This is a genomic window from Funiculus sociatus GB2-C1, from assembly GCF_039962115.1.
In the GTDB taxonomy this organism is placed as follows: domain Bacteria; phylum Cyanobacteriota; class Cyanobacteriia; order Cyanobacteriales; family FACHB-T130; genus Funiculus; species Funiculus sociatus.
In genome coordinates, this window is sequence record NZ_JAMPKJ010000015.1 from 36,349 (window position 1) to 58,617 (window position 22,269).

17 protein-coding genes are annotated in these 22,269 nt (G+C 44.1%); 13 read left to right on the plus strand and 4 right to left on the minus strand.

Annotation, left to right across the window (positions count from 1 at the left end):
• Positions 1–128: 128 nt before the first annotated feature.
• Both NDI42_RS09750 and NDI42_RS09755 read right to left on the minus strand, forming a co-directional pair.
• Positions 129–2,051 (minus strand): AAA-like domain-containing protein, encoded by a 1,923-nt coding sequence (locus NDI42_RS09750; RefSeq protein ID WP_206755921.1) that lies wholly within the window; start codon positions 2,049–2,051, stop codon positions 129–131.
• On the minus strand, positions 2,038–3,408 hold the full coding sequence (locus tag NDI42_RS09755) for an AAA-like domain-containing protein (protein WP_190454879.1): 1,371 nt from the start codon (positions 3,406–3,408) through the stop codon (positions 2,038–2,040). The genes NDI42_RS09750 and NDI42_RS09755 overlap by 14 nt, the downstream gene beginning before the upstream one ends.
• A gap of 235 nt (positions 3,409–3,643) precedes the next feature.
• Here NDI42_RS09755 and NDI42_RS09760 point away from each other — a divergent pair, with 235 nt between their 5' ends.
• From NDI42_RS09760 to NDI42_RS09775, 4 genes are all read left to right on the plus strand, one after another.
• Positions 3,644–3,835: a hypothetical protein gene (locus NDI42_RS09760; protein ID WP_190423345.1), complete on the plus strand. Its 192-nt coding sequence runs from the start codon at positions 3,644–3,646 to the stop codon at positions 3,833–3,835.
• Positions 3,836–4,057: 222 nt separating this feature from the next.
• On the plus strand, positions 4,058–4,429 hold the full coding sequence (locus NDI42_RS09765) for a hypothetical protein (protein ID WP_199311138.1): 372 nt from the start codon (positions 4,058–4,060) through the stop codon (positions 4,427–4,429).
• A 175-nt stretch (positions 4,430–4,604) separates the two neighbouring features.
• Positions 4,605–5,042 (plus strand): hypothetical protein, encoded by a 438-nt coding sequence (locus tag NDI42_RS09770; RefSeq protein ID WP_190439297.1) that lies wholly within the window; start codon positions 4,605–4,607, stop codon positions 5,040–5,042.
• A 98-nt stretch (positions 5,043–5,140) separates the two neighbouring features.
• Positions 5,141–6,862, plus strand: a complete 1,722-nt coding sequence (locus NDI42_RS09775) for a M23 family metallopeptidase (RefSeq protein WP_348231399.1) — start codon at positions 5,141–5,143, stop codon at positions 6,860–6,862.
• Between the two features lie 251 nt (positions 6,863–7,113).
• Here the strand turns inward: NDI42_RS09775 and NDI42_RS09780 are convergent, their stop codons facing one another.
• Complete coding sequence (locus tag NDI42_RS09780; protein ID WP_199311139.1) at positions 7,114–10,980, minus strand: WD40 domain-containing protein; 3,867 nt, start codon at positions 10,978–10,980, stop codon at positions 7,114–7,116.
• A 399-nt stretch (positions 10,981–11,379) separates the two neighbouring features.
• On the opposite strand from NDI42_RS09780, the gene NDI42_RS09785 reads away from it, so the two are divergent.
• From NDI42_RS09785 to NDI42_RS09825, 9 genes are all read left to right on the plus strand, one after another.
• Complete coding sequence (locus NDI42_RS09785; RefSeq protein ID WP_190454892.1) at positions 11,380–12,564, plus strand: BMP family ABC transporter substrate-binding protein; 1,185 nt, start codon at positions 11,380–11,382, stop codon at positions 12,562–12,564.
• Between the two features lie 153 nt (positions 12,565–12,717).
• On the plus strand, positions 12,718–13,827 hold the full coding sequence (locus NDI42_RS09790) for an ABC transporter permease (protein WP_190454894.1): 1,110 nt from the start codon (positions 12,718–12,720) through the stop codon (positions 13,825–13,827).
• A gap of 57 nt (positions 13,828–13,884) precedes the next feature.
• On the plus strand, positions 13,885–14,805 hold the full coding sequence (locus NDI42_RS09795; protein ID WP_190454897.1) for an ABC transporter permease: 921 nt from the start codon (positions 13,885–13,887) through the stop codon (positions 14,803–14,805).
• 64 nt (positions 14,806–14,869) lie between these two features.
• Positions 14,870–15,250, plus strand: a complete 381-nt coding sequence (locus NDI42_RS09800; protein WP_190423332.1) for an allophanate hydrolase-related protein — start codon at positions 14,870–14,872, stop codon at positions 15,248–15,250.
• Positions 15,251–15,412: 162 nt separating this feature from the next.
• Positions 15,413–16,096 carry a biuret amidohydrolase gene (gene biuH, locus NDI42_RS09805; protein WP_190423329.1) on the plus strand — a complete coding sequence of 228 codons (684 nt, stop codon included), beginning with the start codon at positions 15,413–15,415 and terminating at the stop codon, positions 16,094–16,096.
• A 51-nt stretch (positions 16,097–16,147) separates the two neighbouring features.
• Complete coding sequence (locus tag NDI42_RS09810) at positions 16,148–17,716, plus strand: ABC transporter ATP-binding protein (protein ID WP_190454900.1); 1,569 nt, start codon at positions 16,148–16,150, stop codon at positions 17,714–17,716.
• A 71-nt stretch (positions 17,717–17,787) separates the two neighbouring features.
• Positions 17,788–18,147: a cupin domain-containing protein gene (locus NDI42_RS09815; protein ID WP_190423317.1), complete on the plus strand. Its 360-nt coding sequence runs from the start codon at positions 17,788–17,790 to the stop codon at positions 18,145–18,147.
• A gap of 52 nt (positions 18,148–18,199) precedes the next feature.
• Complete coding sequence (locus NDI42_RS09820; RefSeq protein ID WP_190454901.1) at positions 18,200–18,901, plus strand: cysteine hydrolase family protein; 702 nt, start codon at positions 18,200–18,202, stop codon at positions 18,899–18,901.
• A 269-nt stretch (positions 18,902–19,170) separates the two neighbouring features.
• Positions 19,171–21,165 (plus strand): iron uptake porin, encoded by a 1,995-nt coding sequence (locus NDI42_RS09825; protein ID WP_190454904.1) that lies wholly within the window; start codon positions 19,171–19,173, stop codon positions 21,163–21,165.
• Positions 21,166–21,265: 100 nt separating this feature from the next.
• Here the strand turns inward: NDI42_RS09825 and NDI42_RS09830 are convergent, their stop codons facing one another.
• Positions 21,266–22,234: an ABC transporter permease gene (locus tag NDI42_RS09830; RefSeq protein ID WP_190423311.1), complete on the minus strand. Its 969-nt coding sequence runs from the start codon at positions 22,232–22,234 to the stop codon at positions 21,266–21,268.
• Positions 22,235–22,269: the final 35 nt, after the last annotated feature.

Sequence of the window (22,269 nt, forward strand, 5' to 3'; positions counted from 1 at the left end):
AACTACTAATTTGTTTCTTGTTTTTGAATGCTTGTACTGCCAGCAATGCTAATGCGGCAATACTAGCGATCGCGCGTTTAGTCAGTCCAATTTTATCTTGTTAAAAAAAGCTACAGCACCCGACAGACTTACAGACTAAAGCCCTTTCTCATTTTGGAAGAATCTCTAAGTTGCCGCTGCATCAATTCAATGATGCCTTCATCTAAATCTTCAGCTAAATCGAAAACAACAATATTACAATCATCGCCTTTAGCATCTTTGTATCTCCGGGTATCAAGATTATCAAAATATTTGACATTAACGCCTTTACCTAACCCAATAATTAGGATTTTTATAATCCGGTGATCCTCAACTTTCAGAGTGCTTTCGGTTATAAACTGCTCAAAAGCAAGAGGGTCGTCAAATTGTCCATCGGTGTAGATGATAAAGAAAGCTCCTTTTTCATTCCCGTCTTTAATGTCTTTAAGGGTAACTTTCTCCCGTCCATTGAGCCACATATCAAAGCAGTGACGCAGAGTAGGCACTACAAAACTATTGGCATCCGGGCGATTTTCTAAGAATATATCTTCTACATTATCTGCATCTGAAATCATATAGAAATTGCCTCTATATTTATTCAAATTAAACGTAGTTGCATAAACTTGTTCGCAGATTTTAACCTGTGCGTCGCTGCCATCATCTCTTTCTAAAATCGTCGCCACATGACCTGTGATTAACTCTTCCAAAAGCTTCCAACGTGTCTTTTCACCTCCATCTTTTTTTAGAGTCGATGCACTCTGGTCAATTAACATGAATACATCTCTGTTATAAATTCGACTTAGTGGCTCTGCCATCATGCCCTCCTGTAAAGCTTCTTCTTTTTCGTTAACCCAATTTAAAGTAAATACTTGCTCGTAAATCCGGTTACTAACTTTCAGAAAATCATCATTATTTCTAGCCACTAATCCTGATATTAGCAAATCCCAATGCTTAGGATCGTTCTGTTCAAACCTAATTTTGTCTTTGTTTAGAATTTTTCTATAAAGACTCAAAGCTGCCAGCTTTTCTAACTTCTGGCTAGAATCAACTCGGATAAACCAATTTTCAATTTCTTCTAGGTGGGATAATCTATAGAGTCTATCTTGCCGCCTCCAATCTTTGATAACATTACTTATTACTAGCTTTTCAATGTACTCTTCTATATCAGTGCTGTCTTGTATTTTACGTCCCACGGCAACTAAGTGACAAAGAGCCTGAGTAAGAAATGGTTGCCCTCCCGTCCAATCTAAGATGTAGGAGAGGACTGTTTGCGGGTCGTCGGTAACGTCTTCGAGTCCTTGCCAAAGCGGGTTACAATTGCTTTCTTGCAGTCCTCCTAGTTCAATGCGCTCTCCCAAATTCAAAGCAACCTTATAATCAGTTACCAGGTCTGTAGGTCTGGCAACGCCAAGCAGAACAAACGCCAGTCTCCGGAGAGCAACTGGGCGATCGCTTTGGGAAAGAGACTTAATAAACCCGATAAAACTGTTCTGCTGTTTGTAACCAATTATGTTTTGAATTTCGTCAATAAAAATAATTAGCTTTTTGTCATCTTTCTTTTTGAGGATATGTTCAATTAGAAAATTTTTAAATCTTAGTTTTGGATCGAGGTCTGGGGTTTCATTCCAAGTAGCATTGAGTAATTTAACCCAATAGTTATCTGCGTCTATATCAGATATTTGGCGGCAGATTTGATTAAGAAGGCTGTAATAAAGGGTTTCGTCAGATTCTGCACTACTACTGAACTCTTGAAAGTCAAGTTGGATACAGATAAATTCCTCATCAGGCAACTGTCCAATTGTCTTTACCATCAAGCTAGTCTTCCCGGTTTGGCGGGGAGCTAGGATAAAACACATTCGGCTGTTTACGCGATTTAGTTGGGTAAATTGACGCAGTTTCTCATCTGCATCTCTCTCCACATAAGTCTGTTCTGTTAGCGGGATACCACCTGCCTCAATCCGATAAAAGCTGTCTATTCCATTAATGCCCATTAGCCACCTAAAGATTGTTGGTAAAGTTTCAAATATGTCCATTATTAAAGTATTTTTGATATAGTTCAATAACCTTTACAGCATCCTCATCAATTTTAAGCAATCCTGCTTTGGTTAGTTGATATTTAGCGAGGTCGTCATTACAGTTATCGCCCTTGAGAATCTTTTGAAAGCAATGGAAAAGGTTTTTATTATTTTCCAAAAGTTCTGATGCTCTAGATAAGTAATCCCAAAAAGGGCCATCTGTTTGAGTTGCTTTGTTTTCTAGTTGTGCAAAAGTCATTCCTTGACTAATTTGATAAAGTGCTTGATTGATTAAAGCCGGATGTCCTCCCGTCAGCTTCATCAGGAACTCAACTTCCGGTTTTGTTAAAGGAGTGGATAAGTTGTATTTTGTAGAAAGGTCTACTATTTGCTCTTGGCTAAATTCTTTTAACTCTACTACTGTGCCTACATTTTGAAGAACTGAGCCTCTGATTCCCAGGATAGAGTATGGTTCTGTGGAGTAGGCAATCACAATACTAGGCCAAATAATTGGGGCTTGACTTACGACTTTCATCCTTTTTTCATTCCAAGAGCGCAAAAATTTTAGGAATGGGTCTTGAGTAGGTTTGCCTAAAACTTCATCTATGCCATCTATTAGTAAAGTTTTCGGCTGTTTTATGGGTAAAAAAATATGGTCGTGCAAATAGTTAGCACAGTTTAGTTGTGGGGTTAAATTTGCGTTCCAATGCTCTTTTAAATCGGGCAAATTTTTTAAATCGTTGAGTCCGCGTCTTTGCAGTGCATCGCTAAAGGTTTTGATGAGCGCACTTGTGAACTGATACAAGAGTGTATCTAGGTCGTTGAATACATCTGTATAAAAATATTCGTCTCCTCCTAAATCTACAAAGCCAACTATATGATTTTGTTGCTTTTCTAAAAAGTATTGGATTCGCCGTAGTAGGGAAGATTTCCCCATCTGCTTAGGCGCTCTAATTCTGATAAAGGGTCTAGAGCCTTCTCTACTTGCGCCGAGTTTCAAATTTTGGATACAAATTTCATCTGCTTCTCGTTTCAAATATAGTGGGGAATCAAGAGGGACAATTCCTGTCAGAGGAGCAATTTGCTTTGTTTCATCAACTTTTTTGTAATGACTGTATTCTAACCAAGTAATTTTATAGGGATTGTTACCTTTACCTTGACGCTCCATAGAAATGCGCCCGACTTCCTGAAGTCTCAGGAGTTTTCTTCGAGCTGTGGCAGTGGAACAATTAAGGGCATTTTTTTGGCAAAGTTGGGCAAAGTCATTTTGACTTAGATAGGCACTTCCTTTGCCATCTATTAATTCATTTTCCAAAATTTTCCAATATTCTTCTTCTTCAGTGGTTAAGGGTTTTATGGCTTTCGGGGTGGGCATAAGCTTTGAGCGGATATTTCACTTAAACTATTGTAAATGGCTTAAATTAAAATTTTTTATACTAATGCTTCAGGTAATGCTTCAAATTTTGAAAATTATGCTTTATTAATACCTCTGATTGCTTCAATGATTGCTTTAATGCGTCGCCAAAATGAAGTAATGAACTAAGGTAATTTTCCCGGATTTTGTTTATGAATAGAGTTATCAACTCCACGATGGTTTCACAGAGGAAACGATGGATTTTTTGTTCTGCACCATGAAAGCGTCTTGTAGGTATGGTTGGGTTCGGAATGCCGAAAGCAACACTCTGCAAGAGGGAACTATTAAACAGTCTAACGAGATTGAAGGGGTGCCGTTGAGAAAGCCAACCTCTACGTTTAAGGGGATTGGAAGGGGTTGGGTTCCGGAAACTGGAAATGGTGCGTAAGTTTTATATTTTGCAGCATTGGGAAGAATGGGAGGCTTCTCCCAGCTTTCATTCCCAGAGCCAGCTTGGGAACGAGGATAAATGGTTGGTCTTTAAAAGCTTAGTTTGCTGTGTTTTGGGCGTGATTTTCGCGTTTTTGGAATGAAAACCTTCCCTAATATGCCACTTCAAGGCGCGTCGGGTCGCCAGCCGCTTCAAGCGCCATCATTCAAACCAATATATGTGGTGGTCGGTGGTAGTCTGCTGGCCGGTGGCTATCTGTTAGCTGCTTTCGGTTTGCCGTTCAATTTACCGTCTTCTGTGCCAAAACCTAACACCAAAGAGCGCAGCCTCTTATGTTCTGAGATTGTAGAGCCGAAGGCGGTGCTATCGCGGGAGCAGTTGGCGCAATTGATGACTGTGCCTGAACGCAGTCAACGCAGCAAGGTGCAGGAGATTGTCAAGCAGCCTTATTGCAGGTTGCCGGGTTTGAGTATTCGTGTGGGGGCGACGACTGAACGGGAGCTTTATCCGTTGTCGTTTGACCCGCAGACATCGCTACTTGTTCTCTATGAGGGACAAACTTACGTAGGCTATGGATTTAAACGTTTTTAGGGTGGCGATTCAATACTTCTGGGCTAGTAATGTTCAATCTCAGGAGATCCCCCCAACCCCGTCTCAGGAGATCCCCCCAACCCCCCTTTTTAAGGGGGGCTTTTCTCTCGCCTTTTTAAGGGGGGCCAGGGGAGATAAAGCTTTAACCCAGAGGTGTTGGGTAGCGATACTGCTAATGCAGTCGCTTCGCTACGCATCAATATTACTTTTGATTGTTGGTTGCACAAAAAAACCTCCTACGGAAGCGCCTAGGGAGATCAAGCTTTACCAAAACTGGGAACTGCAACCGGGTCAAGTTGTGGGGGGGCATGCGGTGGTTAGCGGTTTGGGTGATTTATCCATTGCTTTGAAGGGGGATGCGGTGTATGCGCCGTTTGATGGTCGGGTGCAACCCCACAACTCAAGTTGCGTGATTTTTTCCAGTGAGGAAATTCCAGTTTATTTGTTTCGCTTGTGTGGGTTGCGATCGCTTAATTTTGGTTTCCTCAGTGCAGGTGACACTATCGGTAGTGGTAAAGAGTTGCAGATTGCGGTGCTAACACGGCAACCGGATGGTCGCTGGGCTTTGGTTGAGCCTTCTAAGAAGATTATCGAGCAAATGTTGTTGCGGTAAGTCAATGTCAGTAACGTTTGATTCCCCAACTGCCCATAAATTGGGGGCTTTGTTCAAGTTGCATATTGACTAATTTCGCTAATTAATTACACAGGGCTATGAAATTTCATTTTGCTAAATTGATCGGCAGTTTCTTAATGTTGCTGCTGGGAAGTCAAGCTGCTGTAGGTTTAAAGGTGCTATCTGAGGAGATGTCAGAAAGTGTTGCTTTTAACCCAACGCCTGTCACCCTAGATTTTGGGGTTGAGGCTACTGAACCTACAGCTAAGACTGATACGACAAGTGATGATGCAGAGAACTTAAATGCGATCGCTTCCAAAACTGCATCAAAGCTATTTGCTACTAAAAAATCTCCTGGTAGCATCGCTATAGGAGCCGCAGAGGGCAACTTCACTCTGACTGGCGAAACCACATCCTTGTATTTTGGTCACACAGATCCGGGCAACCATGTTGTAAATAGGGGATTTTGCAGCTGGAATCGCGCCAAAAATCTAACTTTGCAAGAGGCAAATCGGCGTTGTCTCAAGGCACTGCAACGTCAAGGAGCATCCACAGAACGAAAACTCAAAGCACTCTCAATTGACGCATCAGCCCACACTGAAGCTTTGGTAAATGGAACTGATTTGTGGAACCAATCTAACTCTGCTGGCCCCAAGTTTGCTTTAGCATACCAGAAAGCTTTGAATAAAGGACTGACGGGAAGGCGTGCCTATACATACGCACGAGTCGAAGCGTTCCGTAGGAAAAATGGAGTTCTTGATGCTAGTGGACTATTTGGTATCTGCACTAGAGAACCTTACTATCGAAACCGACTTATCGGGTATCCTCCCTACTCAGAATCTTGGCGATGGAATTGCATTGCTCTGGATCAAGAACGGCGAGTCAAAATAGTTAGCAAAGCTTTAAGGCAGAACATTCAGAAGGCTACAATACGATCGCCCCAACCTCCTTTAAAAAGGGAGGCTGTAAAAGGCAAAAGTGAAGAAAGACAAAAAAGTGGTGTAGCGGCGAGTTCTTCCGATAATATCAGCCGCCAAAAGATATCTTCAGTAAACCCGCCTTCTTTACAACAGCCTAGCGATCCAAATTCTGTAGCGTTAAGCTTTGAACCTGCTGTGGAAGCGGTTCCCATTGCATCGACGATAGTATCTAGTGAAGATGCGATCGCTACCGATGAAAACCAGATAGATTTAAACGTCAAAGAGCAAAACGCAGCAAATAACTCGTCTGTACTTCTATTTGACCCTTTCGTAGAACAAGTTCCTATCTCGCCCGCCCAACAATCGAACGCCCAAAAAGTTACAGATTATACAACTTTTTCCAGCATTGATCAGTGGACACCAAACCTGGAAAAGACACCCAAAAGAGGCGATTATCTTGCAGGTTATGGAGTAACATCTTCTTATGGCAGACGGGTTCACCCGGTCACTGGAAAAGTACATTTTCATGGCGGAGTGGACTTGGGAACTCCCATGAATACACCGATTTATGCCATTGGTAGACCTGGAACAAAAACAGGTTTGTGGTGTTGGATAGATGCTAATGGTGGGGGGCTGGTGGCGACGATGACCTCTCCATCTTTCCCGTCTTTGAAGTTTGATGCTCTCCACCTATCTTGGTGCAAATCTATTACCAATGGACCTAAGATTAAAATCGATGCTGGGTCAATTATCGGCGGTACTGGTAACTCAGGGCGCAGCACTGGCCCGCATCTACATTTCCAGGTGCGCGACTTGAAGACGGGTAAGAAAATCTCTCCCAACAAAGGACAATTATCATGGGTGTTAACTGGAAAGTCGCCTAAACCATCTAATAAATAACCAGAGTTTATCAAGAACCTTAGAAGAGGGTCGCCAGGAGGGTTTTGAGCAAGGTCAGCTACAAGCTAAGTTAGAAATGATGCTCCGGCTACTACAAAAAGGATTAAGTATGGAGCAAGTACCAGAGATTTTAGAGCTAGATGTTGAAACGGTGAGACAATCAGCGCAGGAGCAACCCTAAACAGTATGTTGCTGTCTAATTTATTAATAAGTAGCGACACAGAGGGCAACTATCTACAGTGCTTTTAAAGTTAGCTAAGTGTGGCAAGCTGTGGAATATCAGCAAAAAGGCTTTCATCAATAGCCCCTAACATTTTAAGTGTAGATCTCTGCGCTTCTGTTAAACCAGTAACGCCAGTTATGTTTAGTGCCTCGTAGGGTCTAGGAACTTGTAGGGTTTGAATGCACTTACTGTTGGTTGTCCGTTGTCCGTTGTTAATTGTTTTTGACCAGCGATCGCTAACATCCCAAAGTTTAATTGTTTCATCTTGGCTACAGCTGGCGAGGATTTGCCCATCCGGATTATAGGCGAGAAACCGAACCCATTTAGTATGTCCTTGGAGATGGCAGCACTGCAAAGTCGAAACATCCCAGAGTTTCACTACTGCATCAGCACCAGTACTGGCGAAGGTTTTCCCATTAGGATCGAAAGCAACTGACAAAACTGGGCCAGTGTGTGCTGAAATTTGGCGACATTTCCCTGTATTGACGTGCCAAAGTTTGACAATTCCATCAGCACTACCGCTGGCGATGGTTTGTCCATCCGGACTGATGGCACAAGAACGAATCCAACTATTATGTCCCGACAAAGTGCTGATGCAGCGACTTGTGCGGACATCCCAAAGTCTGAGGGTTTGATCTTGACTGCCACTAACGAGGATTTGCCCATCTAAACTTAGGGAAATTGACCAAACGCCGCCATTGTGTCCCTGCAATGTTTGGCGACAGAAACCTTGGGGGATATGCCAGATTTTGATGGTTCCGTCGAGACTACCACTCAAAAGGGTTTGCCCGTCGGGACTAAAGATGACGGAAAATACTGCATCTGTATGTCCTTTGAGAGTTCGCAGATGTTCTCCTGTCCGGGTGTCCCAGAGTTTAATTGTCCGGTCTTCACTACCACTGGCAAGAATTGAACCTTGAGGGTTGAAAGCTAAAGACCAGATCCAGCTGGTGTGTCTTTGTGTAGAGATGTTACTTGTAACGTCTCTACATTTACCAGTTTTAACGTCCCAAAACCGAATTCCCCGATCCTGGCTACCACTGGCAATCATCCCCCCTAACTCCCCTTGGTAAGGAGAGTTAGGATTGAAAGCTACAGACCAAATTCCATTGCTATGTCCCTGCAAAGTCTTGAGACAGAGATTGGTGCGACTATCCCACAATCGCACAGACCGATCTTCGCTGCCACTCGCCAAAAGACCGCCATCGGGACTGAAGGCGACAGATGAAATCCAGCTAGTGTGACCTTTGAGAACTCGCAAGACTTCACCTGTACGCTGATTCCAGAGTCGTACAGATTGGTCATCGCTACCACTAGCGAGAAATTGTCCATCAGCACTAAAAGCTACGGTTCGGATTTGTTTGGAGTGTCCTACTAAGGATTTTAGAAGGTTTCCGTTGCTGACATTCCAAAGTTTGACAGCGCGATCGCTACTTCCACTCGCTAAGACACAACCATCGGGACTGAAAGCAACTGACCAAACTCTTTGAGTGTGTCCCTGCAAAATTCTCACACACTCACCTGTACTCACATCCCACAATCGCACGGTACAATCGTAACTTCCACTGGCAAGTAAGAGTTTTGAATTGTAGAGACGCGATGTATCGCCTCTTGAGTTTTGAGTTGAAGCGGGAGTATTTGAGTATGCTTGTGGAGAAAAGGCAACAGAACGAACTTCATCAGCGTGTCCTGACAAAGTGCTGACGAGTTCACCCTTTTTCACATCCCATACTCGCACTAAGTGGTCTTCGCTGCCACTGGCGAGAAGACGACCATCGGGGCTGAATGCCAAAGAAAACACCCGGTCGGTATATCCTTCTAGTGTATATAGACATTCCCCGGTTCTCACATCCCACAGCTGGACAATTCGATTGGCGCTGCTTGCCAAAAGACGACCGTTGGGACTAAATGCAACGCACCAAATCCAGCCAGAATCTACTTTACAGGTTAGCAATTGTTTGCTGTTCTCTACTTGCCAAACGTGAATTTCATGATTGACATCGCCAGTCGCTAATAACTTGCCATCTGGACTGAAAGCTACAGATAAGATTTGGCTGAAGGTTTCTGTGAAAACTGATTTAGACACATCCGCACCAGCAAAGTTAACTTGATGCAGATTGACGTGACATAGATATGCCTGCCAAACTGTCAGATGAGAAAAATCCCAATCTTTCAAGTCTGAGGAAATTTGGCAAAGTAGGTTTAGGATATTACCGCTGACATAACCTGTTTCTTTGGGAGATTTGCCGCGTAAGTTAGATAAAAGTTGTCTAAATTTGTCTTCCAAGTTTCCAGTGTTGTTGACATTTAGCAGCTTATCTACAACTGGCTTGAGAATTAGGCGAATTTGAGTTTCCCGAATATAGTCTTTTGCCGTAGCTTTGATTAAAGCATGGCTTTTGAAAAGGCTAAGGGGTAATTGGGAATTGGCGATTGGGGAAGAGGGATTGGGGAAGAGGGATTGGGTAGACTTCGGAAAAGCTTCTTTGACCTCCTTGTCCTCCTTGTCCTCCTTGTCCTCCTTGTCCCCAGTCCCCAATCCCCAATCGCCAATTCCCAGTCCCCAGTCCCCACCCCCGATTTCTTGGCAAATTTGTTCGATTAAGCGATCGCTCATGTACTCCATTACCACTGGTTGCAGGGTAAACTGGGTGCGGTATTTTTCAATAAGCGATCGCCTCTCCAGAGATGTTAGCGCCTCCAGCAAGTTACCCAGCGATACTTGGGGGACGAAATTCGCCCGTAATTCTGATAAAGTAACTGGTTCCCGGTCAATTGCCAGCCAATACATCACGTGTTGCTCTAATTCTGACAGGCGTTCGATCTGACGTGCTAACAAATCCCGAATATCGCCAAAAACTGAGCTTCCCTGGCCCAGAACTTCGAGAAAATCGCCAATACTGCCATCAAAGAAATCTTTGATGACGGGTGCTACCATTTTTAAAGCTAAAGGGTTGCCTGCATAGTGTCCGATTAAGATTTTCCATTGCGACTCTGAACCTGAGAAATTACCCTTGACATTAAATATATTTTGTGCACCAAAAGTCGATAAACCAGTTAATCGTAGCGATCGCATCTGGCTTATTTCCCCAACTTTTGCAGCGATTCCTCTAGGTTCTTCCCGACTCGTCAACACCAGAACGCTTTTATGGTTGGTTTCCCCAACGCATCGCAACAGCTGACCGTAACCTTCATACCCAGTTTGGTAGCCACTATTGCGATCGCCTGGTTGCATAATCGTCTCGCCGTTATCTAAGACCAGAAGACAACGACTTAAGCGTAAGTAATCCAAAAGACGCAAGATGCGACCATCCAGAGTTTCTGGCAAATCAGTTTCCTGATGATTTGAAAGAAACTGGAGCAAATCTGCCAACAAATCTAAAATTGGTGGCGCATTACGGAGACTGCGCCAGATAACATACTCAAACTGGTGCTGAATTTGTTTGGCTAACTTCACCGATAAAGATGTTTTGCCAATTCCACCCATACCAAACAAACCAATAAAGCGGACGCTTTCGCTTAAAATCCAGCGTTCCAGCGTCGCCAGTTCCTGAGTGCGATCGCTCAAAACTGATACATCCGTCGCATCACCCCAGTCAGTTTTGGGGATTGGGAATTGGGAATTGGTTTTCTCTTTCTCTCCCACTCTCGCCTTCCGCTTCAGAATTAACTGCACATTACTTTTAGTCACCTTTTCCCCAAACGCCTTAGAAAGCAATTGCCATAACTGGGAACCCGTCTGCTTGAGATAACCAACCTCATAGCCAAGTTTCCTCGAAATGTCCTGATATGATTGTTCTTCCCAGGCATACCGAAATACCGTTACTTGCAGCTTGCTTAAACGTTCTTCGCTTAAGGCTTTTTCAACAAATAGCAGTGCTTCTTCAGTATTCATAAAATTTAAAAAAGCAAAAAAGTAATTTTTGATTCAGTTTTTATTTCACAAAAGTGAATTTATATCTTGCACCTGTCTTAAATTGAGGCACCTCAATATTTTCCTTATCTGTCCGCAGCCTGCTTGATTATTTAGCACTATCCCTGGAAATGCTTTGTTTTTTTGCTTAGATGCAGATATTAGAGTTTTCTTAACCTGGCCTTTGTTACTTTGATTACATTTTTCGCAGAGGGATGTAACCTTTAACGAACTTTTTCCGAACCTTTAAAATTGACGAACGCTGCTAAACTCTTTTTTAAAGCAAGACTAAACAAAAATAACCTATTAGTCAGCAGCCATTGGTAAGCGACGCAAGCAACAACGGACAACTGACAACAGACATTCGCGCAGGAGAGAACAGTGAACGCTAAAAAGTCTTTCCACCTACCCCGCCGTCAAGTCATTCGCGGAATATTAGCCACCACAGCATTTGGTATCACAGCGAAATTTGGGACTGGATGCAGTTCTTCTGCACCGGAAACTCAAGCCACCTCAAGTGGAGAAGCCAAGCCAATAGTCATGGGATTTATTTATGTGGGGCCAAAAGATGACTATGGCTACAACCAAGCTCATGCTGAAGGGAGAACAGGCGTTGCTAAATTAAATTGGGTAAAAACCGTTGAAGAAGCCAGCGTTCCGGAAACTACATCAGTAGAAGAAACGATGCGGAACATGATTGAACAGGATGGCGCAACGGTGGTGTTTCCAACATCTTTTGGCTACTACGATCCGCATATCTTGAAACTTGCCAAAGAGTATCCAGAAGTTCAATTTTTCCACTGCGGCGGACGTTATGAAGAAGGGAAACATCCCAAGAACGTTGGCAGCTATTATGGCTACATTGATGAAGCTGAATATGTAGCAGGTATCGTGGCTGCTCATACTTCCAAATCTGGCAAATTAGGCTTTATTGCTGCTAAGCCAATTCCCCAGGTACTCCGCAATATTAACAGCTTTGCATTAGGCGCACGCAGCGTCAATCCGAAGATTACGACCCAGGTACTTTTCACCGGAGATTGGGCGGTTCCCGTTAAAGAAGCGGAAGCTGCTAATAGTATGGCAGACCAGGGTATTGATGTACTCACCTGTCACGTAGATAGCCCAAAAGTCGTCATGGAAACGGCTGAAAAACGCAGTATTTTCTGTACTGGCTACCACGCGAATCAAGCCACGTTAGCACCTAAAGGATATTTGACGGGTGCGGAGTGGGACTGGGCGAAACTTTATTCAGATTATGCCCAAATGATCAAGGCTGGCAAAACTTTGATGAATGGGGGAATTCCGCATTTAGTGCGCGGTGGTTTGAAGGAAGGCTTTTTAAAATTGTCGCCTTACGGTTCTGTCGTCTCTGCGGATGCAAAAAAGGATGCTGATGCGGCTAAAGAGAAGTTTATGGAGGGCAACATGGTGGTTTACAAGGGCGGAATTAAAGACAATACAGGCAAAGTTGTCATTCCCCCAGGTAAGGATTTAAAACAGCAGGACGGGGAACTAGAAAAGATGAATTGGTTGGCGGAAGGAGTTCTCGGTAGTGTCAGCAGTTAACTGGTTAGGTCAAGATGGTTAATTGTAATAGCATTTCCTATTTGTGAGTGTACGGATGAAATCCCCCTAACCTCTGTTTAAGGGGGAAATAAACAGCTAAAGCGTAGCAGTAAAAAAGTGAATTAGTGTAAGCAGCAATTAGCGAAGGAGTTTATGATTAACCGTCGCAATTGGCGTGGGATAGAAGCAATTTGCATTCCGGTCGCCGCCTTATTTTTTTCATTGTTACTGTTTGGAATTTTTTGTGCATTGGCGGGGGCTAATCCCTTCGCCGTCTATGCTTCAATTTACAAAGCAGCTTTTGGCAGTTGGCGTTCTTTTCAGAATTCTCTGCTACGGGCGGCTCCTTTGATGCTAAGTTCCCTTTGTACGGCGCTTCCGGCTCGTTTGGGACTGGTGATTATTGGTAATGAGGGGGCGCTGGTAGTTGGGGGACTGGGGGCTGTAGCTGCTGGTTTAGCCTTGTCTACTGCACCGCCAACAATTGTGCAAATTGCGATGGCGCTGGCTGGGATAATTTGCGGTGGTTTGTGGATTGGGGCGGTAGGAGCGTTACGTCACTACCGAGCTGTGAATGAAACGATTAGTAGTTTGCTGTTGAATTATATAGCGATCGCTCTCCTCAATCATCTAGTCGGCGGCCCGATGCGCGATCCTAGTTCCTTAAATAAGCCTTCCAGCTACCCGATTGCTGACATCAACATGATTGGGAGTATCCCGGGAACGCGAGTTCACTACGGTTTGATTTATGGGTTGATTGCGTGTGCGATCGCATATTTCCTGATTCAGCGTACCACTTTCGGTTTTGCCGCCCGCACCGCCGGAGGTAATATCCGCGCCGCTAGAATTGCTGGACTCCCGGTAGGTAAGCTGACTATGGCAATTTGTTTTTTGGCTGGTTCGTGTGCTGGGTTAGCTGGGATGGTGGAAGTAGCTGCTGTGCATGGTAGAGCTAACGAATCCCTAAATGCAAACTATGGTTACGGTGGGATTTTGGTAGCATTTATTGCTCGACATAACCCGTTAGCTGCAAGTTTAGTGGCAATTTTACTCGGCGGTATTCTTGCCAGTGGCGGCATTTTGCAACGAGCGCATAATTTACCAGATGCAACTGTTTTGGTTTTTCAAGGGTTAGTTTTTTTGGTGGTTCTGTATAGCGAATCGCTTTATGGACGGTTGCCAATTTTCAAAGAAAGGGAACCTGGGAAAGGAACAGATTCTTTACCTCCAATTCCGAATCCGCAAGCACCGATTCCTAGTTAAAGATATTTTTGAACGCTCTCGTAACGCAAAGGTTTAGTAGGTAGGAGGAATCTAGAAATGACTACAGAAGCATTAGGCTGGTGGGGCGTACCGTTAGCGATCGCAGCGGGAACTTTGCGGGGAAGCGCTCCGTTTCTGTTTGTATCTTTGGGCGAATGTTTGACGGAAAAAAGCGGGAAAATTAATTTGGGACTTGAGGGAACGCTACTTACAGGTGCGATGAGTGCTTATGCTATTTCTTATCTGACTGGTTCGCCTTGGTTAGGGGTTTTAGTAGCAGGATTAGCGGGAATGGTACTCGGTTTTATTCATGCTTGGCTTTCTCAACAGCCAAGGGTAAATGATGTTGCTGTTGGCATTGCGATGATTATTTTTGGTAGTGGTATTGCCTTTTTCTTCGGTAAATCGTTTATTCAACCTTCAGCACCACAATTACCGACTATAGATTTAGGAACTTGGAGCAGTATTTCAGCGATACAATCAGCTTTAAAAATCAGTCCTTTGTTTTTGATTGGGGTAGCGATCGCGCCTTTGATGCAATGGTTTTTTAAATCAACTCGTTGGGGTTTATTTATCCGCGCAGTTGGCGATAGTCCTGATGCGGCTAAAGCGATGGGAATTTCTATCAACAAAGTGCGAATGATCTGCATTATTGCCGGGAGTTGTTTAGCAGGAATTGGTGGCGCTTACCTATCACTTTACTACCCTGGTAGTTGGAACGAGCGTATTTCTAGCGGTCAAGGTTTAATGGCCGTAGCACTGGTAATCTTTGCCCGTTGGAACCCAGTTCAATGTTTGTATGCTTCTTTGTTGTTTGGAGGAGCGCAAGCGATTGGCCCTGCTTTGCAATCAGTCGGGATAAATTCTTACTACTACTTATTCAATGCTTCTCCCTACATTCTGACACTGCTAATTATGATCATCACCTGTTCGCCAAAACGAACTTTAACGGGTGCGCCAGGAGCATTAGGACAATAAATTTTAAGGGCTGATGGCTAATAGAATAACCCTTGATTATTCTATTAGCATTTAGGGAAATAGGATGCAACAAGCTATACCTTTGGCAGTAAATGGAACATTGATGAGGGGATTAGAGTTAAATGGAAATCTCCTAGCAGTTGGAGCAACATTTGTGAGAGAGTCCATCACAGAACCAACATATAGGCTTTGGTCAATTGATGACAGCTATCCAGCAATGCTGCGAGTGACGACTGGAGGGAACGCGATCGCGCTCGAAATTTGGGAAGTTCCTATCCCTAGCCTGTCCACAATCTTATTACAAGAACCTCCCGGATTGTGCATCGGTAAAATCCACCTTTGGGATGGTGAAATAGTTCTCGGAGTCTTAGCAGAACCTTACCTATGCGAAAACAGACAAGAAATTACTAAATGGGGCGGTTGGCGGGAATACAAAAAAACGTAAAAAGCAAAAACATTAAATTGCTTATCCGGCTTCTGTCAAAACTTGTCTTCTCTCTGCGTCCGGGAGCATCTGTGCGGTTCGTTTTTCTTCTTCCTCTTTTCTAAGCGCTATCGCTAACGCGCATGGCGAGAGCTAATGCAGTTTATTCCTTCTTATACTATTATGGGCAAATTTGTTGAAGCAGACCCCTATCCCTATCCCTACAACGGCGAATTGCGCCCAGAAAACACCGTTCTGCTAATCATCGATATGCAGAGTGATTTCTGTGGACATGGCGGCTATGTAGACAAAATGGGCTACGATTTATCCCTGACTCGCGCACCAATTGAGCCGATAAAACGGGTCTTAAAAACGGTGCGTGCAAAAGGTTTTCACGTAATGCACACCCGCGAGGGACATCGACCCGACTTGTCAGATTTGCCAGAAAATAAACAGTGGCGCAGTCGCCAAATTGGAGCCGGAATTGGCGACCCCGGCCCCTGTGGAAAAATTTTAGTAAGAGGTGAACCAGGTTGGGAAATTATTCCTGAACTCGCGCCAATTCCCGGAGAAGCTGTTATCGATAAACCGGGAAAAGGGTCATTTTATGCCACAGATTTAGACCTATTACTAAAACGCCGAAACATCCAAAATATTGTCTTAGCAGGAATTACCACAGATGTTTGCGTTCATACTACGATGCGCGACGCTAACGACCGGGGTTATGAATGCCTCATGTTATCTGATTGTACAGGTGCCACCGACTACGGCAACCATTTAGCAGCGCTGAAGATGATTAAAATGCAAGGCGGCGTTTTTGGAGCAGTTGCAGATTCATGGGCATTTATCGAGGCAATCGAGGAATAGTTATTAGTTATTAATTAACAAGTCTAAAACCAACTATAAGGCGTACATGCAATGACAGAAGCAACAGAGTCTTTAATCCAAAATTCAAAATCTAAACTTCAATATTCTGAGCCGCCACCCGAACTAGAAGTGGTGAGTATGACCAAACAATTTGGTACTTTTACCGCTTTAGATAACGTCTCGCTGCACCTAAAACCGGGAACTTTTCATGCCTTGCTGGGGGAAAATGGAGCGGGGAAAAGTACCCTAGTTAAGTGCATCATGGGTTTCTACACTCCTACTTCTGGCGAGGTGTTGATTGATAAACAAACTCGCACCATCGACAGCCCCCGCGATGCTCACAAATATGGCATAGGTATGGTCTACCAACACTTTACCTCTGTACCTGCTATGACTGTAGCTGAAAATTTAGTTTTATCTCGCTTCGATAATTCCAACCTAATTAAGTGGAAACAAGAACGCGATCGCTTAAATGCGTTTATGCAAAAAGCTCCTTTTCAGGTTCCTTTAGACATCCCCATTACTCAATTAGCCGCCGGACAGAAACAGAAATTAGAAATACTCAAACAAATTTATCTTCAGAGTCGCATCTTGATTTTAGACGAACCTACTTCTGTGCTGACTCCGCAAGAAGCTGATGAAGTTTTGGGGTTATTGCGGGAGGAAGTGACGGCGAAACGGTTAAGCGTATTGATGATCAGCCACAAATTCCGCGAAGTGATGGCTTTTGCGGATGAAATAACTGTACTGCGTAAAGGTAAACTTGTGGGTTCTGGAGGAGTGAAGGATTTAACTATCTCAGAGATGTCTGAGATGATGATGGGTGAAAAGCGGGAACCGCAACAGGTTGAAAAGATAGCATTCCCCTCTATAACTCCAGTTCTGGAAATTAAAGATATCCATGCTAATAAAGATAATGGACTGGAGGCAGTTGCAGGGGTAAATCTGACAGTCCACAGTGGGGAAATTGTGGGTATTGCTGGTATTTCTGGTAATGGTCAGGGGGAACTGGTGGAGGTGCTGGCGGGACAGCGGGAGGCTACCGGAGGAAAAGTTTTGGTGAATGGGGAAGTTTATACCGCAACGCGATCGCAAATGTATCGTCATCGAGTTTTTGCGTTACCGGAAGAACCGTTACGCAATGCCTGCGTGCCTCACATGAGCGTAGCAGAAAATATGGCTCTGCGGACGTTTGACCGTGCGCCGCAAGCTAAAGGGGGTGTGTTGCTTGTCCTTGACGCTATTCGAGATGCGGCTAAGAGTTTAATTAGTCAATTTTCAGTGAAAACACCCTCGCCAGAAACGCCTGTTGGCAATCTTTCGGGGGGAAACGTGCAGCGCACTGTTTTAGCAAGGGAACTTTCTGCTGAACATATTAAGTTGCTAATTGCTGCTAATCCCTGCTTTGGACTGGATTTTGCGGCTGTGGAGTTCATTCACGGTCAAATAATTGAGGCGAGAAATCGCGGCGTAGCGGTGTTGTTGGTGAGCGAAGATTTGGATGAATTGCTGAAATTAACTGACCGAATTGTGGTAGTCAGTGAAGGAAAATTTGTTTATGAAAGTGAGACAAAAGATGCTGATTTTAGCGAACTAGGTAAGCGGATGGCAGGACATTGAATAGTTATTAATCTTTGGCTAAGGTCTGGATGGCTAATAGCTTTTGAACAATCCCTAATCCCCGATTTCCAATGACCAATGACAACCAATTGCTCCTCAAGGATTTACTCAATATCGCCACGCGACAGGATGATTTGCTTTGGGAACCCTTCCACCCTGGTGTTGATATTTACCGACTTTATGGAGATGGTAAAGGCGCTGCTGCTGCTTTGCTTCGATATCAGCCGGGAGCAAGTGTTCCAAAACACGATCACACGGGGTTTGAACACATCTTCGTCTTATCTGGTTCGCAAACTGACCAAAATGGCGAATATCAGGCGGGAACTCTGGTGATTAATCCACCTAGCAGTAATCACAGTGTTATTAGCGTGTCTGGTTGCATTGTTTTGGCAATTTGGGAGAAGCCTGTCTCTTTAGTAGCTAATGGGTAATGGGATTTTTCTACTACCTATTAGCAATCATTCAATTAGCAATCCTTCAATTATGGTATTAATTTCTGCTTTACCTTACGATTATGAATTGCCTACCTCTGATGGTTTGGCGCTGTTAATTATTGATATGCAGCGAGATTTTTTGGAACCGGGGGGCTTTGGGGATGCTTTGGGAAATGATGTCAGCCGTCTACAGGCAATTGTCCCTATTTTAAGAGAATTATTGTCCGCGTTTCGGGCGCGAAACCTGCCGATTTTTTACACGGTTGAAGGTCATAAACCTGATTTATCTGATTGTCCGCCATCGAAGTTGCATCGAGGCCAAGGTAAGTTAAAAATTGGCGATGTTGCTTCTATGGGGCGCATTTTAATTTTGGGAGAACCAGGAAATGAAATTATTCCAGAATTGTCGCCTTTACCTGGTGAAACGGTGATTCCAAAACCAGGGAAGGGTGCTTTTTATCATACTAATTTGGAGTTATTACTGCGGGAAAAGAAGATTACTCATCTGTTGGTTACTGGGGTAACTACTGAAGTTTGCGTTCAGACGACGATTCGCGAGGCGAATGACCGAGGTTATGAGTGTTTGCTGGTAGAAGATGCGACGGAAAGCTACTTTCCTGATTTTAAACAATCCACTTTGGAAATGATTCGCGCTCAAGGTGGAATTGTTGGTTGGACTGCACCTGCTGCGAATATTTTCCCAGCTTTGGAAAAGTGGAAACCGCGTGAAAAGTTAGGCATCAGGAGTTAGCGTATTTATTTACAATGATTTGGAATTTGTCAAGAATTAGGAGTTATTAATTCATAACTCCTAACTTTGCTATAGCAGTCCTAAATGATTCGTGAAGGCAAGATACCCGATTTCTTTAAGAAGTCGGGTATCTGAACTCTAGCGAGGATTGCAATATTCTCTGAACTATATGCGATCGCTTATTATTTTTACGCATTGTTACTTAGGTTACATAATTAAATTTGTAAAATTGATAACAATATATGGAGGTTGAATTGGTGTGAGGAACTATGGTTAAGGCTGCAAATACCTGTGACTACCTGCGATCGCTTGCAAGTAATTTCTGGTTGGGTTTGTTACTTTCTAGCGCTGTAACGCCTTTCGTGCCATCGCCAGCGATCGCAAGTGAAGTTCAACAGGCTGGGGTGTCACCGGAAGCATCAACAACTGATGAAGTTACCCCGGTTGCCGAACCTACGATAAATGAAGTAAAAATTGATACAGACATTTCAGAGACTGTAATATCGCAGTCCGCATTAGAAGAGGTTACTCCTGCTGGTAATGTAGCCCAACCATTGCCAATTGATGATGTAAATTCCCCTACCGATTTTAATTTGGAGTCGGAAGCGGAAAACATCGATGCGGCGATGGAACAAGTTACCAATGTTTCGCAATTGCGAGATGTGCAACCGACAGATTGGGCGTATGAAGCATTGCGAAGCCTTGTAGAACGTTACGGTTGTATAGCAGGATATCCTGATGGCACCTTTCGCGGCAATAGAGCTTTAAGTCGCTATGAATTTGCTGCTGGTGTAAATGCTTGTTTGCAGCAAATTGAGAAATTAATTGCTGTTAGTACGGCTGATTTTGTCACCAAAGAAGATTTAGCAACACTGCAACGATTAATTAGTGAATTTGGCACAGAATTAGCAACGCTACGCACTCGCGTGGATAATTTGGAAGGTCGCACCAAATTCTTAGAAGAAAATCAGTTTTCTACTACTACTAAACTCAGCGGACTTGCCTGGTTTAATGTTACTGGAGCCTCTGCTAGTGATGATATTACAGTTGAAGCCGCAGGTTCACTTACACCTTTGGTACTCAGAAGTCCCGGACGAGATGCGAAATTTAGACCAATTCAGCAAAAAATAAAAGACGATCCTAATATCACTCTTAGCAATTTGGTATGGCTAACGCTAGAAACGTCTTTTACTGGTAGAGATAGCTTGGTTACTCAGTTAGCTGCGGGTAATGGAGATTCACCAGCTAACGCCTTTGCTTCTGCGGGACTTTATAACACATTTGGAACACCATTTCTTGACCAAACTGCGGGTGTCCAAGGAGACAACAATGATGTCATCGTGCGGGAATTGTTTTACAGCTTCCCTCTCAGGGAGAATATTCAGGTAGTGGTAGGGCCTCGGATTAACTGGTATCGCTACTTTGACAACAATGCTTTCAGCTTTTTCTTGACGGGTGCAACTACCTTTAACTCTAACGGCAGCACTTTATTAAATACCATTGACCGGGGTGCAGGTGCAGCTGTTTTGTGGGATATTAATCGGCAGTTCAAGCTGCGCGTTGCTTATTTAGGTGAGAGTGATGAATTTTTACCCAGTGGGATATTTAACACCGCATCCGACCCGCGTAAAGGTGTATTTAGTCCTACTAACACCGCTACTGCTGAGTTAACTTTCTCGCCTACTGAGAGAATTAATCTCAGGTTAATTTACAACTATTCCAATATCGACCCGTCTTTCCCAATTTTCGACCAAAACGGCAACATCACTGGGTTTGGAATTGGTGGTGCGCCGGGAGAACCAATTTATGGGGTAGCTGATGATGGTTTTGGTGGTTCGATTAATAATGCGATCGCGCACACCTTTGGACTAAACTTTGATTGGTTAATTACCCGTGGTATTGGTGTCTTTGGACGCTATAGCTACGGGAGTACCAACATTGACCCCAAAACCCCAGGTCGTGGCGGTGGAGATGTTAACGCCCAGTCTTTGCAATTAGGGCTTGCTTTCCCCGATTTAGGTAGAAGAGGTGCGTTGGCAACAATATCTTACCTGATACCGTTCTCCGTATTGGATGGTCGTAGATTCTTGGCTGCTGGTGGCGGTGATGGTGGCGTTCAGTATGAGGTTGAAGCCGCATATTTCTTCCCCATAACTCAGAATATAGCGATTGTTCCCGCCTTTTATTTCATTGGCAACCCGAACAACTTCAGCGACAACCCCAATATCTATGTGGGTAACTTGCGAACGCAATTTAGCTTCTAGTTTTGTTTACTCCTTATTGCCTTTGACAAAAGCATCCTACCCCGCAAGCAAGTAGGTTGGGTTTCGCGATCGCAAAACCCAATCTACAATTTTTCTAGTGTCAACGTTTCCCCTTAAAATACGGCACGCCCAAAGCAGCGGGAACATCACTGCGAGGGGTACGTTGCAACAACACCACTAATGTAAGAACATAAGGCAGCATCAGCAAAAACTCATAAGGCAACTCCTTTGAACCTAATGCTTGTATGCGAAACTGTAAGGCATCGGCAATGCCAAACAGCAACGCCCCCCAAAGCGCCCGCGCAGGTCGCCAACGGGCAAAGAATACTAAAGCAACAGCTATCCAACCGCGTCCGGCGGTAATTCCCTCCCGGAATATGTGCAGCTGGGCAACTGTCAGGACTGCGCCACCCAAACCTGTTAGCGCTGAACCCAGCAATAAGCTTGCATAGCGGGTGCGTTCCACATTAATTCCGGAAGTGTCGGCGGCGGCGGGATTTTCCCCGACGGCGCGAATTTGTAAGCCCCAACGAGTCCGAAATAGGAGAAACCAGCAACAGAAAACCAATGCCACGCTGATGTAAACCATGACATTGTGGGTAAACAGTAACTCACCGATGATGGGAATCTGCGATAAAACTGGCAACGGTAAATCTACTAAACCTGTAACTCGCGCCGTCAGGGAACCAAACTGCTGTCGGTAGAGATAGGTTGTTAATCCCTGACCAAACAGTACCATTGTGACTCCTGCTACTACTTGGTCGGCTTTGAATGTCACCGTCATTACTGCCATTAACAACCCCATCAACATTCCTGCTAGCAGTCCTGCACCCAAACCCGCCCAAGCGCCGATAAGCGGTAGTTTTGCAGTGTTCTCCAGTCCGTAGGCAACTGTAAAGCCTGCCAGTCCTCCGACTAGCATCACGCCTTCCAATCCCAGGTTTAACACTCCCGCACGTTCGGTAATTATTTCTCCCAATACGGCGAGTAATATGGGGACAGCGAGGCGAATACCTGCTGCTATTAAGGCAATTAGGAAACTCCAGGTGAGAATTTGTTCCCAAGGCATAAAGGTAAAAAATAAAAGAATTCTCTGTTTCTTGG